The following is a 14,694-nucleotide window of genomic DNA, read 5'->3' on the forward strand; positions in this document are numbered from 1 at the left end:
ATAAGATGAAATTTATTTCATTAAATCAAGTATCAAAAGGTATGGTTTTAGCAATGGATATAAGAGATTTTAATAATAAAGTCCTATTTGAAAAGGGAACAGTATTAGATAATGAAAAAATCAAAATAATAAAAAATAATGGAATTTTTAGAATTCCAGTAAATGAGGTAAAAAATGAATTTAATGTCTTAGAATCTGCATATTCTCATAGCACATTACCTAAAGATCTCTTAGACATAGGATTTAAACAAGTTAAAGATATTTTTAATGACTTAGAAACTACAGGAAAATTAAATGTTGAAAAATCATACGCTGTGGCTGCGAATATTACAAAAGAAATGGAAAAAAATTTCTCCGATGAATTATATATTCCATTAAAAAAATTAAAAACATACGATGAATACTTATATTCTCATTCATTAAATGTTATGATTTTAGCAACCCTAATTGGCTTGGAAGAAAATATTCAAGGACAAGATTTATTAAATTTGGCCTTAGCTGGTTTGCTACATGATATTGGAAAAACAAAAATACCTTTAGAAGTATTGAACGCCCCAAGAAAACTGAATCCTGATGAATATAATTTCATCAAAAAACACGTTTTTTTTACTAAAGAAATTCTGGAAAATTCAAAAACTATTGAAAATATTGTTATCAATGGCGCTTCAGATCATCACGAAAGATTTGATGGTTCTGGATACATTTTTAAGAAAAAAGGAAACGAAATTTCAAAATTTGGGAGAATATTAGCTTTAGCCGATGTATTTGATGCATTAACAAGCAAAAGAAGTTATAAAGAACCCTGGACGCCATACAAAGCCTTATCTTATATACTTTCTCATGTTAATAAAGATTTTGATCCTAAATTTACCCAGGATTTGATTAATGCTTTTGGTTTATTCCCACCAGGAATGGAAGTTGAACTTAGCAACGGAGAAAAAGGAATAATTGTAGCTTCAAATAGAAAAAACAAAATGAGTCCTATAATAAAAACCGACACAGATACTATAAATCTTAATAAAGAAAAAAAACTAAGAATTAAAAAAATTCTAGGTTATGTTTACATTGAAGATATGGATTAATTATTTTCTTTATATTCTTTAACTTTTATTTCTAAATATTTTTCATCCTTCTTTATTAAAATTTTATCTTTATTCAAGTTTATTGTCAATTCACCCTTCATTCGAGATAATATAGATCTTAATTTTCTCGGTGCTATTTCAACTAAATAATTATTTTGAAATTTTTCATTAAATTTCCAAGTAATTGTTGTGTTTTTATCTTTTGCAACAATATAAGAAGATTTACCAAAAACAATATAAGCTTTGGCATTCATAGGTAAAGATGTATATATTTTATTTAATAATTTCCTTAGATCTTTTAATTCGCTTTTTATAATCTCATTATATTTATAATTGTCTATATTTATATTTTTTCTTGCTGGATTTATAGTACTGCATACGTTTATATTATAACCAGTTCCTTTTATTCTTATACTTTCATTATTCAAAAAAACATGAATTTTTTCATTTGTAATCAATGACAAAGATTTTATTAAATGTCTAATGCTAACATATGGAATACTTCTAAATAATGATTCTTTACTTTTACCAAAATTATAATATGAAATCATATTATAACCATTAAAAATTCCCCATAAGTTATTTGATTCATCTGTAAAAAAATCTATTAACTCACCTTCCATTCCTTGAATACTAGTAAAATCCAAACCATCTATAAATTTTTTTAATTGAATATTTAAAAATGGATTTTTATTTGATGTTGTTAAAAACGGTCTTTCTTCATTTTGACTTTCTATATTTAAAATCATTTTTTCTAATTCGATTTTTAATCCTTCATCTAAAGCTAACATCCTAACAAATGGATTTTCTTCCTCTTTTAACCCCTTTAGTAACCCTTTTAAATGTTGAATAGGTATTTTATAACTTTTTTCAAAAGGAAAAAATTCTTTTGAAAAAAACATATCAGCTATTGCACAACCATCAGTCATGGATACCCTTAAGACCTTATCAAAATATAAATATATATACCTATGAGTTGGTTCAACATTTCCGCAAAATTTATCTGCAAATTCTACAACTTTTTTTAATCTTTGAGTAGGTATCCAACCTTCCATTTTAATCCTCCATTTCAAATTCTTCTTTTTTTATTGCTGTTCCTCCAATTAAGTCAAAATTTAATAATCTATATCCTCCATCAAATTCAGCAATTAATTGTATTCTTTCAGAGCATTTCGATCCTATATACTCTTTATTAATCACATATACTGATTTTCCATCATAAGAATTAGAAAAATCATATCCTTTTCTCAAGTAACTTCTAAACTTCTCTCCACAATTATTACATTTAAAATATATAACCAATGCATTTTGTTCATTATAAAAGGGATTTTTATTTAAATCCTTTTCTTTTTTCTTCTTTTTAAACCATAACATATTATCACCCCTACTTATTATATCATAATAAAAAAAATTCCGGCTTATGCCGGAATCTATTTTTCTTCATCTTTTGTTTTTATTTCGCCCTTTCCTACTCTAATTGTTAATTTATCTCCATCTAAATCTATTATAACTTTACTTTTTGGCGGTATTTCTCCTGCAATAATCTTATTTGCTAGTTCCATTTCAATTTCTCTTTCTATAACTCGTCTTAATGGTCTTGCTCCAAATATTCTATCATAACCTTTTTTAGCAATATATTCTTTTGCATCTTCTGTAATCATTAATTCTAGATCTTTTTCTTTTAACCTTTCTTCTAATCTTCTCATCATAATGCCAACAATTTCTTTAACTTCTTCAATAGTTAATGGTTTAAATACAACTATTTCATCTAATCTATTTAAAAATTCTGGTCTGAAATATTTCTTTAATTCCTCTCTTACAACTTTTTCTAAATCTTTTTCTTCATTTATTTTTTCTTCTTCATTCACAAAACCTAATTTTCCTCTATTTTCAAGTTTTGATAATATATTTTCTGATCCTATATTGCTTGTCATAATAATAATTGTATTTCTAAAATCTACCGTATTTCCTTTTCCATCTGTTAATCTTCCATCATCCAGAACTTGTAATAAAATATTGAATACATCTGGATGTGCTTTCTCTATTTCATCAATAAGAATTACTGAATATGGTTTTCTTCTTACAGCTTCTGTTAATTGACCACCTTGTTCATATCCAACATATCCTGGAGGTGAACCAATTAATCTAGAAACTGCATGTTTTTCCATATATTCGGACATATCAATTCTAATTAATGCTTCTTCTGTATCGAATAATACTTCAGCCAAAGATTTTGCAAGTTCTGTTTTTCCCACTCCAGTTGGACCAAGGAATAAGAAAGAGCCAATTGGTCTTGTAGGATCTTTCAATCCAGCTCTTGCTTTCCTTACATGTTGAGCAACTTTTATTATAGCTTCTTCTTGACCTACTACACGTTTGTGTATCTCTTTTTCTAAATTTAATAGTTTATCTCTTTCTTCTTCTAACATTTTTTTAGCTGGAATACCTGTCCATTTTTCTATTACTTCTGCTATTTTATCTTCATCTACTATGACTTCCTCTTCTTCTTTATCCTTCTCCTTCTCATATTCTTCCTTTAATTTTTCTATTTGTTGCTCTAATTCAAATAAATCCTTTTTCTTTAATGCTGCTTCTTCATATTCACCTTTAACTGTTAACTCATTTATCTCTTCTTCTAATTCTTTAGCTTCATATTCTAATTTCTTTATATTAGACAATTTCGAACTTTTTTCTAATCTTGCTTTAGCAGAAGCTTCATCAATTAAGTCTATAGCTTTATCTGGTAAAAATCTATCTGTTATATATCTATGAGAAAGCTTTACCGCTGCAACTACAGCACTATCATCTATTTTAACATTATGATGTTTTTCAAATGTTTCCTTTAAACCTCTTAAAATTGCTATAGCATCTTCCTCACTTGGTTCATCAACCTGAACTGGTTGGAATCTTCTTGCTAAAGCCTTATCTTTTTCAATATATTGCCTGTATTCATCTAATGTTGTAGCCCCTATTACTCTTAATTCACCACGTGCTAAATCTGGTTTCAACATATTAGCTGCATCCATTGAATTTCCTTCTGCTTTACCAGCTCCTATAATTGTATGCAATTCATCTATAAATAATATTATTTTATCTCCTTGCTTTTTCACTTCATCTATTACATTTTTTAATCTTTCTTCAAATTCTCCTCTAAATTTAGCACCAGCTAATAGTCTTCCCATATCTAATTGTAATATCTTTTTATCAATTAAAGCATCTGGTACAGCTCCTTTTATAATTCTTTGAGCTAATCCCTCAACTATAGCTGTTTTACCAACACCTGGATCTCCAACTAATACTGGATTATTTTTTGTTTTTCTGCTAAGAATTTCAATAGTTCTTTGGATTTCTAAATCTCTACCTATAACTGGCATTAATTTCTTTTCTTCTGCCATTTTTGTTAAATCAATAGTAAATTGAGCAAGAACATCAGCAATATTTTCTTCCGCACCTTCTTTAGTTACCTTTATATTTTTCAATTCTTCGTAGATTTCATTTGTTGTTAACCCGTATTTTGAAAATAATTTTGCTGAATATGATGTACCATCTAACATTATTGCTAATAGCAAATGTAATGTAGTTATTAGTTTATGCTTTGTTTTTTTAGCTTCTGATTTAGCTATTTCAAAAATTCTTTCTAATGTTGGAGAAATATATACTCTATTATCTCTTACTCCACCAAAAGAATATTGAACATTTTCCTCTAACTCACTCTCAATATTCTCCCTTATAGCTTCAACATTAATTGTTTCAAAAAGCCTCTTTACATATTCATCATCACTGTCAAGAATAGCTAAGGTAATATGTTCTGGAGTTACCACATTAGTTCCATAACCGTTCGCTAAAGTCCTTGCATTTTCTATTATCTCCAGAGCCTTTTCTGTAAAATTCTTTGGATTCATCATTTCCAACACCTCCTAATGTTATTTATTTTAATTTTAATTTTTAGCATTTGTAACTTTTATTTGCTAAATAGAACTTAAAAAAATAATTTATTTTGAATTCCGTTTTTTTAGACTGAATATTTTTAAAAAAGTTCAAAATCGCTTTTTCTTTTTATCACTATTAACATTAGATTGCTAATACAATTTTATGATACTATCTTTTTATTTCTAAAATATTAACTAAAAATTTCTATTATAAAAACGACCTCCAAAGAGGTCGTTTATATTTCAAATATAAGATCATTTTTTGTACACATTTCATTTGTTTTAGGTCCATAAGAAATATATGGAATTTCTACACCTGTTTTTTCTTCAATAAAAGACATGTATTTTAGAAAATTTATATGCTTTGTATCAGGCCAACCTTCCAATGTTTCGTATACAGGTTTTCCAACAAAAAAATCATATGATGATGTTGGGACTTCTTTTATTTCACCATTAACATCATATGCTACACATACTTTTATTTTATCTAAACCATTTAAAACATCTGCTTTTGTAATAACAAATTTCGTTAAACCCGATCTTAATTTTGCATATCTTAATGCTGGTAAATCCAGCCATCCTACTCTTCTTGGCCTTCCCGTAGTTGCACCAAATTCATTACCTTTTTTTCTTATCATTTCTCCCATTTCTCCAAGCTCTTCTGTGGGAAAGGGTCCTTCCCCAACTCTTGTAGTATAAGCTTTTAATACACCAAGAACTTCATCTAATTCAAATGTCGAAAAACCAACCGAAGATACTCCGTGAGCCATAGTTGCTCCAGACGTCACAAAAGGATATGTACCAAAGTCAAGATCAAGCAATACTCCCTGGGCACCTTCAAAAAGCACCGAAGTATTTCTAAATACATTTGCCATATCTATTGCTGAAGTAAAATTAACATTCATCTTCTCGAGCTTTTTCTTTTGATTTATTAAATATTCAAATATTTCTTCAGATTTAAAATTAAACATTTCACCATAAATATTTTTCTTCAAAAATATGACTTCCTCTAATCTTTGTTTCAAAAGTTTTTCGTCAAATAAATGATAAATCTTAAAACCTTCTCTTGACACTTTATCAGTATAAGATGGACCAATCCCTTTTTTGGTTGTTCCTATTGGATTTTTCCTTAATTTTTCTAAAATTTCATCTTCCTCTTTATGATAAGGTAAAACCATAAATGCTTCTAAGTCAATATATATTTTAGAAGAGACACCTGGAAAATCATTTTCTAATATTTCTATTTCTTTTATTAATTGTTCAATATCTATAACCATTCCAGCGCCCAAAAATGCCTTTGATTCACCTTCTGGTATTATAGAAGGCAATAAATGATTCACATATTTTTTATCCTTATAATAAATAGTATGCCCTGCATTAGCACCACCAGAAAATCTTACTATCCATTCATAATTTTTTGAAAAGTAATTTACCACCTTACCTTTACCCTCATCTCCCCACTGAGCTCCAACAATCGCAACCCTTTCCATATTTTCACCTCCAACAAAGTAAAAAAGCCCCTTTACAGGGCTTTTTTATTATATATTAATTTTTGTAATTTTTTCTTTCGCATAATATAACCTTCCTTAAGATTAATATTATAACAAGATATATTATATCATAAGTCGAAAAAAATACAATATATTGTATTATTTTTTATATATTACAACATAATATTTATCTTCTACTTTTTTATCTTCTTCATCCATAACAACATTTGTAAACTCATCTAATTTTTTATTGTACTTTTTTGTATTAGGATCATTCTTCAAAAGAAAATCTATATCTTCTTTATTTAACTTTAGTATTTTCTTACCAATTACCACATCTACCTTTTTGCTTAAAAAATTTTTAAAACTAATTTTCTCATTCCTATAATATTTAAAATATTTTAATATCGATAAAAAAGTATCTTTCTCTACATATCCTGGCAATTGCGCTAATGCTTCACCTTTGCTATTAAAAAAGAAAAATGTCGGAGTTCCTCTGACCCCAAATGCACCAAATAATTCCGCATAATTTAATGTTTTCCCCTTATAAACAGCTTTTTTATTTCTATCTGGATTTATTTCTGCAATAACAAATTCCGTTCTTAACCATTTTTGTATTTCTTTATCAACTAAAACCTCATTTTTAAACTTTTTGCAGTAATAACATGTTTCAGAAGAAAACATTACAATTACATTTTTACCAGTTATATCACCTATTTTTATTGCGTTATTAAAATCATGAATAACAAAATCATCTAATTTCACATTCGAAAAAGAATAAATAGAAATTACCAACAATACAACCACAATTAATATTTTTCTCATTATTTCACACTCCCTGTAATGTGTTAAATTTATTTAATAATACCAATACTCCTATTATAATCAATAATATACTACCAAGAATTTTTAAATACTTCTCCCATTTTGGTGTTCCAAAGGTTATTTTAGAAACTAATTTACTTACAATTCCACTTAAAAACAAAAATGGTATAGATATACCAAGAGAATATAAAAATAACATAAGCATGCCTTTATATATATTTGATGTTGTAGATGCAAATGTTAACACAGCTGCTAAAATTGGTCCCGAACACGGTATCCATACAAATGAGATTAAAATACCCATTACAAATGCACTGATAAACGATGTATTCTTATGTTTTAAAAGATTAACTTTAGCACCTTTAAATCCTTTTTTATCAAACAAATAATAAATCCCCAACCAAATAATGAAAATTCCTGCTATAATATTAAATATGAATTGGTATTTTGATAACATTGATCCAGCTATTCCTGCCAAAGCTCCAAGAATTGAAAAAAACAATGATAATCCTATAAAAAATGCCATACCACGTTTTAAGATTAATGAAACATTTTTCAAATCCGGCATCAATATACCAAAAAACAATGGTACAAGGGGTAAAACACACGGACTAAAAAAGGATATTATCCCACCTAAAAAAGCACTAATATATGTAATATCAGGTTGAACAGATAATGTAAATGTTTCCATTAAATCACCTACCATATAAAAACTCCATTTTATTTTCAATTATAACAAAAAAACTCCATTTTTTCAAAAAAGAGGTGCATATTTTATGATTAAAAATTTATTCAAAATATTAAATGCAATTGAAGATTTCAAAAATTCCATTTCACCAGAAATACTTGAAAAAGCTAAAAATCTTAAAGTTGAGGATTTTGTTGAATATGGTGATGAGCTATTAAGTTTCACTGGAATCGTAAATGATGATGTTAGGAATTTCAGGCCTTTCTTTTATATAAATAAAGAAACATTAAAAATAGGACATATGTGTACATGCAGTCATGTTTCGGAAAATAAAATGTGTTCTCATATAGCTGCATTAATTTTTACTATAGAAAATAATTTAAAAAATAAAGGAAAATTTAATGACGATTATCATCTCGAAGTAAATATTGATGAATATCTGGGAATAAATGATTATGGAGATACATATTATTTAATTTACCCAGAAAACCCATATACTTATGTTAAATTAGGACGCTTAAAAGAAAAGAGAGTCGTCTTAAGAAAAGATATTGACACATATAAAAAAATACTGAGTTTTTTAAAAACAAAAATACCAGAAGACGAAAATGATATAAAAAAATTATTAGTTCCTATTCACATTAGTGGAACTTCTGAGTATAAATTAATTTTAAAAAATTTTGAAGAACTTAAAAAAATAAAAAGTAAAAAGATTCTATTAAAAAATAAGAAAAAAATAGTATGGAACGATGATATCAAATTTAAATTATATGTTAGTGGTAATATTAAAGAGAATATTTCTACTATTAAACTACTACCAGAATTAAATAAAAAAAATATCGTCTCAACATATGATGATTATGCTTATTTTGAAAACAACACTTTGTCATTAATAAAATCAAAAACAAATATACTTTTCCCTTATTATGGTCCAATAGAAACACATGTCAAATTTAAAGATAAAAACGGACTCGAAATTTTCATTAAAGATAATCTTATAAAATATGAAAAATATGGTTTTGAAATAGAAATTGATGAAAATTTAGGAATTAAAAAAGATATTTTTATTCCTAAATTAAATTTATATATTAGCTTCATAAACGATCAATTCTATTTAAAAGGAAAATTTTTATATGGTACAGAAATAGAATTCTATAATGATTATAAATATAGAAATTTTGATGAAGAAAATAAATTATTAAATTCATTAAAAAATGCAGGAATTGATTTAGATGAAAAAGGAAAAGGAGCATTAGATATAGATTCTTTTTTTGATTTTATCGATAGTAAAATAAAATTCTTAGATAAAAATATAATAATAAAAATGAATAAAAATATTAAAAGACAGGAAATTGAAAGCATACAAATGAAACTAAACTTAAAAAATAATTGGTTTGATGTTGACGGAGAAATAATTTTAAAAGACAATAAAAAAATTGATATAAATATTTTGAGAAACAGAAAAGATAATTTTATAGTTCTAAAAGATGATACCATCATTAAAATACCAGAAAAAATATTAGAAAGATTGGAAGATTTGAAATTTAAAAAAGATAAAGTGGAAATTGAAAGTTATAATATATACTCATTTTTAAATAATCCTAATTTAAAACTGGAATCCTTAGATAAAAAAACAAAATCTTTTATTGAAAACATTAAAAACTTTGAAAAAATCAGAGAATATGATATTCCAGAATTAAAATCACCTATGAGAGATTATCAAATTCAGGGATATTATTTCCTTAGATATCTTCAAGAATTTAATTTTAATGGTATATTAGCAGATGATATGGGTCTTGGAAAAACTGTACAAACTATAGCATTAATATTATCTTTAAAAGAGAAAAAAAGAAAGTTTTTAATTATTACCCCTAGATCTGTAGTATATAACTGGGCATACGAAATAGAAAAATTTACTTCTAATTTGAAATATTATATATATCATAATAATCAAAAAGATATTCCTGATGATGTTGATGTAATATTAACCACTTATGGAACAATAAGAAATTCTATAGACAACTTTAAAAAAATGAAATTATTTTATATTATTCTCGACGAAGCTCAATATATAAAGAATCATGAAACAAAATTATATTCAGCTATTAAAAAATTAAAAGCGTCTCATAAATTAGCCTTAACCGGCACTCCTTTAGAAAATTCTTTAAACGATTTATATAATATATTTGAATTCTTAATGCCAGGATTCTTTGGGAAAAGAAAGGATTTCTTAAGAAAATATAATTATGCAAATAAGGAAAGTATAGAAAAGTTAAAGAAAAAAATCAATCCATTTATTTTGAGAAGAAAAAAAGAAAATGTTTTAAAAGAATTACCACCAAAAACAGAAGAATATATCTTCAATGAAATGACACAGCATCAATTAAAAATATATCATCAAATATTAAATGAGTATAAACAAAAAATTGCAATGTCACAGGGAACTTTAAATTTTAGTGTATTAGAAGGATTACTTCGTTTAAGGCAAGTAGTAAATCATCCAAAATTATTAGGCGTAAATATTGAATCTTCTAAATTTAATGAATTCAAAAAATTCGTTTTAGAAGTTTTAAAAGAAAATCATAAAATTGTTGTTTTTTCTCAATTCGTAAAAATGATTTATATAATGGAAGATTGGTTAAAAGAAGAAAATATTGAATATAATAAAATCACCGGTCAAACTAAAAAAAGAGTAGAAATAATCAATGAATTTAATAATGATAACAATATAAAAATTCTTCTTGTTAGTTTAAAAGCTGGTGGCACCGGATTAAATATTACAGGAGCAGATTATGTAATACATTATGATCCGTGGTGGAATCCAGCTGTAGAAAACCAGGCAACAGATAGGGTATATAGAATAGGTCAAACAAAACCTGTATTTGTATATAAGTTTATTACAAAAAATTCTATTGAAGAGAAAATATTAAAGTTAAAAAATGCAAAAAATGATTTATATAACCTTGCAATTACAGAAGAAAAATCATTATTAAAAAATTTAACAAAAGAAGATATCATGCAATTATTTAAATAGGGCGTTAAACGCTCTATTTTTTATAAATGTTATTATGTTAATTAAATTTTCAATCAAGAAACAAAATTAATTTATACATTTTTAGATTAACTTATAATTCACTTGAATTTCATTTAATTTTATTGTATAATAGTGTGTTAAATTCTTATATAAAATTTTTCAATATCATAATAAAGGGGGTTGAAGAATGAAAGACAGAAAAGTTTTTTATTTTCTAATGCTTAGCGTTTTCTTACTATTTTTATTTTCATCATGTGTTACACAACAGATTCCGTTAACAGTTTCTATTACGAAAGCCGTAACTGGTATTAATGGAGTTGTGCCAGTAAAAACTTCAGTTGATATCCAATGGTCTGTTGCTGGTGTTGATAGCTTTAATTCTAAAATTGTGGTAAAAAAAGGTGCAACTACTGTATTTGAAAAAAATGGAACAAATTTAACTTCAGTTACTATTCCTGAAGAAAAATTAGCTACTTTGGGTGATTATTCATATTATGTTGAGGTTTCTACAGATAAACAAACCGTAAAAACCAAACCATTAACTTTTAAAGTTGTTCCAAGTATAAAAAAAGTTAAAGTATTATCAAAAGATAATACTTCAGTGTTAAAAAATACATCAAAAGTAATAAGCTGGGAAGTATTATCTCTTGTTGATAATAGAAATTATGAATTTAAAGTAATGCTACAAAAACCTGGAGATGCTGATTTCACTTTAGCTGGAACAACCATATCAAAATCTTTTGAATTTAATAATTTATCTACTATTGGAGATTATAAGTTTAAGGTTGTTGCTATTGAATTGGGAAATATTGAAGTTGAAAGTTCTGTATTTTCTTTCCAAGTAGCTAATGAATCATACGAAGGAGAAAATCATTCTCCAGAAGTTGGAAATCCAACACCTGAAAATGGTACAGCTAATGTTTCTTGGGATTATTCAACATTTGATGATGGTGCAATATTAACATTGTCATGGTTAGCTACTGATGTTGATAATGATGCTTTAGAATTTGATGTTTATGTTGATGATACAATGTTAGCAACTACTGATGAAATGGAATTAACTCTATCAGGTTTATCCCCTGAAGAATCCCATTCTTGGTACATTATTGCAAGAGATTCAAAGGGTTTTGAAACTAAAAGTCCTGAATGGTCATTTACATTAAAAGCTAACTCTAATCCTGTTTTTGATAGTGACGTAGCATCTAGTGTAGTTAATAATACTGTTGTTAGATTTATATGGGATGTTATTGATAATGATAATGATGAATTATTATATGAAATATATTCAGGCACACCTAATGCTTCAACACTATTAGAAAAAGATAAAGTTGGAAGTTTCTTTAATACGGAAAATAAAGATGGTAATTATATAGTTGTTGCAAAAGATCCATTTGGTGGATTTGCTGAAAAAGCATTTTCATATACTCCTACAATAGAAAGCTTAACTGGTAATGCCACAGCTGTTGTATATGTAACCGATGCAAAATCCGGTCCTGCTGTAGCCGATGCAACAGTTACAGTAAATGGATTAACTGCTAAAACTGATGAAAGCGGTATGGCTACATTTACACTCAATATTAGTGAAGACTCAACATCATTAACTATTGAAGCAACAAAAATGAATCATGCTTTAACTAAAGTAGATGGGTTAATGCTAAATGTAGGCGAAACAAAGAAAATATATTTAACTCTAAGAAAAGCAGAATTAAATCCTGATCCAGATACACAAATATTACCAGAGATTGATTTCCATGTATATGATTATTCAAAATATATTAGTGGAATATTAGACGAAATTAGTTTAGATTCATCTATTGTTGCAGGTCCAATAGTTGTAACTGTTGCTGCCACTCCAAAATCAAATGATCATATTAATATAATATATGCATCATTAGGAAAAACTCCAGGTTCGAGTTTTATGACTGGAGATAGAGGATATACCAGCGGTGCATCTGAGGTCGCATTTGCGTTTAATACTTTTGATTATAATGGATTAACAGATTTACATATTACAGTATATGATTATAATGATAATCAAATAGAATTAGTTAAATATCTAAATATATTAAATAATAATGATGTTAAATTACCTAAATTCATACCTCAAGATTGGGCAAGTTATGGTATAGGAACAAACTTAGATGCATATACCAGAAGAATGGAAATAGGTTTTTATAATCAAGGAAATAATATTGAAAAATCTAATATTAAATTAAATACATTAATTAAAAAGAATATTGATAAAAAAATTAAGGCTTTTGAAAATAAATTCGGTAAATCACTAAATTATACTGTTGAAAGTGCTCCTAATAATACAAATCTTTGGGTTGAAGTCTGGTGGATTCCTGCAGATGCATTTGATCCAAATCATGAATATTATCAATGGCCAAATGGCTATAATATTTATAGATCATTTGATGGATCAAACTGGGAAAAAGTTGGGTATGTTTCACAATATGCCAAAACTAACAAAGTCTTTAGAGATTATTCTCCAGAATTAAAACCTGGAAAAACCGTTTATTACGCAGTAAGTTCTGTATATGATGACGGTGAAACTGAAATGCACAAATTAGGCTCTGTTACTCCACTTGGAATGTTTGACGTTCAATTAACTTCTCCATCTATGTTAGCAACAAATGTTGCAAGAGAGCCTATTTTTGAAATAACTCCTGTAAAACATGATGATTCATTAGATAATGCTACTTTTGAATACACATTATGGATATATGATTTAGTCCAATCTGATCAACATTTATTACCTGGTTATATAGGTGAAGATGGTAAGTTATATCAACAAATGTATGATGTTGTTGGCCCAAAATCTTTATCTATAAGTTATTCTGATCAACAATGGTTCTTATTAAATGCTGATGGAGCATTTTACTATAATGAACCATTACAACCAAACAAAACATATTCCTGGGCTGTGGATTTAGCATATGCTATGACATATGATGGTATTTCAAGCGCAATTTCGGTATCTATTGATCAAGGTTATAAGGTTGATCCATTTGGTGGTGTCGATGCTGATACATTTAATACATTTACTACAGGAACGGAAGTATATGATCATTATTCAATTCCAGAAGCTCAAGATAAATACTACAATACATATTTATTCGGAATAAATATTAAAGGAAATGTTGTTCATGTATATAAAAAATACGTTTATTTAGAAGATCCTGATACAGGAAAAGCAATTAAATTAAAATTTGATTCAAATGTTGAAGACGTAAATATAGGAGATGTTTTAATTGTTAAAGGAGACATGTATTCTGATACTTCGGGAAAACAATTTGCTATGAAAAACGTAGAAATATTATCAAAAGAATCATCTAACGAATTATCTCCATTAACTTTAACTCCTGATTTACTTGAAGAAGTTTTTGGCCGAGATAATTTAAATCCATATACTGGTTCTTTAGTAACCACATCAGGTACTGTTACAAATATGGATAATTATGGTCTAGAGTTAGAATATGACACTACTGATGGAACTTCTTTAATATATGTATACAAAGGTGGTTCTGATAACCTGACAAAAGATGCTACTATAAACGATAAATTAGATGTAAAAGGCATTTTGAAATTTTATAATAAATGGGAAATCAGTTTAAGAAATAATAATGATTGGTCAAAACAATAA

General features: G+C 26.9%; 9 protein-coding genes. 3 read left to right on the plus strand and 6 right to left on the minus strand.

Features of this window, described 5'->3' with window-relative positions; translation table 11 throughout:
• The first annotated feature begins 5 nt into the window (after positions 1 to 5).
• Complete coding sequence (locus tag ACZ5CK_RS09455) at positions 6 to 1,082, plus strand: HD-GYP domain-containing protein (RefSeq protein ID WP_464581565.1); 1,077 nt, start codon at positions 6 to 8, stop codon at positions 1,080 to 1,082.
• Here the strand turns inward: ACZ5CK_RS09455 and ACZ5CK_RS09460 are convergent.
• From ACZ5CK_RS09460 to ACZ5CK_RS09485, 6 genes are all read right to left on the minus strand, one after another.
• Positions 1,079 to 2,137: a hypothetical protein gene (locus tag ACZ5CK_RS09460; protein ID WP_464581566.1), complete on the minus strand. Its 1,059-nt coding sequence runs from the start codon at positions 2,135 to 2,137 to the stop codon at positions 1,079 to 1,081. The genes ACZ5CK_RS09455 and ACZ5CK_RS09460 overlap by 4 nt on opposite strands.
• 1 nt (position 2,138) lies before the next feature.
• The gene (locus tag ACZ5CK_RS09465) at positions 2,139 to 2,456 is read right to left on the minus strand and encodes a hypothetical protein (protein WP_464581567.1); all 318 of its coding nucleotides are present in this window, start codon (positions 2,454 to 2,456) and stop codon (positions 2,139 to 2,141) included.
• 56 nt (positions 2,457 to 2,512) lie between these two features.
• Complete coding sequence (locus ACZ5CK_RS09470) at positions 2,513 to 4,987, minus strand: ATP-dependent Clp protease ATP-binding subunit (RefSeq protein ID WP_464581568.1); 2,475 nt, start codon at positions 4,985 to 4,987, stop codon at positions 2,513 to 2,515.
• A 260-nt stretch (positions 4,988 to 5,247) separates the two neighbouring features.
• On the minus strand, positions 5,248 to 6,501 hold the full coding sequence (locus ACZ5CK_RS09475; RefSeq protein ID WP_464581569.1) for an adenylosuccinate synthase: 1,254 nt from the start codon (positions 6,499 to 6,501) through the stop codon (positions 5,248 to 5,250).
• A 159-nt stretch (positions 6,502 to 6,660) separates the two neighbouring features.
• Positions 6,661 to 7,326 carry a thioredoxin family protein gene (locus ACZ5CK_RS09480; protein WP_464581570.1) on the minus strand — a complete coding sequence of 222 codons (666 nt, stop codon included), beginning with the start codon at positions 7,324 to 7,326 and terminating at the stop codon, positions 6,661 to 6,663.
• 4 nt (positions 7,327 to 7,330) lie between these two features.
• Positions 7,331 to 8,032: a cytochrome c biogenesis CcdA family protein gene (locus ACZ5CK_RS09485; RefSeq protein WP_464581571.1), complete on the minus strand. Its 702-nt coding sequence runs from the start codon at positions 8,030 to 8,032 to the stop codon at positions 7,331 to 7,333.
• A 70-nt stretch (positions 8,033 to 8,102) separates the two neighbouring features.
• Between ACZ5CK_RS09485 and ACZ5CK_RS09490 the strand changes: the two genes are divergently transcribed.
• Together ACZ5CK_RS09490 and ACZ5CK_RS09495 are read left to right on the plus strand one after the other, a co-directional pair.
• A complete protein-coding gene (locus ACZ5CK_RS09490; protein WP_464581572.1) occupies positions 8,103 to 11,048 on the plus strand; it encodes a DEAD/DEAH box helicase in 2,946 nt (981 codons plus the stop codon).
• Between the two features lie 187 nt (positions 11,049 to 11,235).
• Positions 11,236 to 14,694, plus strand: coding sequence for a hypothetical protein (locus tag ACZ5CK_RS09495; RefSeq protein WP_464581573.1), 3,459 nt, complete (start codon positions 11,236 to 11,238; stop codon positions 14,692 to 14,694).

The organism is Marinitoga okinawensis, assembly GCF_055387075.1.

Bases quoted from the DNA above. Each gene is read 5' to 3' on its own strand.
- ACZ5CK_RS09455 (WP_464581565.1), top strand. From the start codon at position 6: ATGAAATTTATTTCATTAAATCAAGTATCAAAAGGTATGGTTTTAGCA.
- ACZ5CK_RS09460 (WP_464581566.1), bottom strand. From the start codon at position 2,137: ATGGAAGGTTGGATACCTACTCAAAGATTAAAAAAAGTTGTAGAATTT.
- ACZ5CK_RS09465 (WP_464581567.1), bottom strand. From the start codon at position 2,456: ATGTTATGGTTTAAAAAGAAGAAAAAAGAAAAGGATTTAAATAAAAAT.
- ACZ5CK_RS09470 (WP_464581568.1), bottom strand. From the start codon at position 4,987: ATGATGAATCCAAAGAATTTTACAGAAAAGGCTCTGGAGATAATAGAA.
- ACZ5CK_RS09475 (WP_464581569.1), bottom strand. From the start codon at position 6,501: ATGGAAAGGGTTGCGATTGTTGGAGCTCAGTGGGGAGATGAGGGTAAA.
- ACZ5CK_RS09480 (WP_464581570.1), bottom strand. From the start codon at position 7,326: ATGAGAAAAATATTAATTGTGGTTGTATTGTTGGTAATTTCTATTTAT.
- ACZ5CK_RS09485 (WP_464581571.1), bottom strand. From the start codon at position 8,032: ATGGTAGGTGATTTAATGGAAACATTTACATTATCTGTTCAACCTGAT.
- ACZ5CK_RS09490 (WP_464581572.1), top strand. From the start codon at position 8,103: ATGATTAAAAATTTATTCAAAATATTAAATGCAATTGAAGATTTCAAA.
- ACZ5CK_RS09495 (WP_464581573.1), top strand. From the start codon at position 11,236: ATGAAAGACAGAAAAGTTTTTTATTTTCTAATGCTTAGCGTTTTCTTA.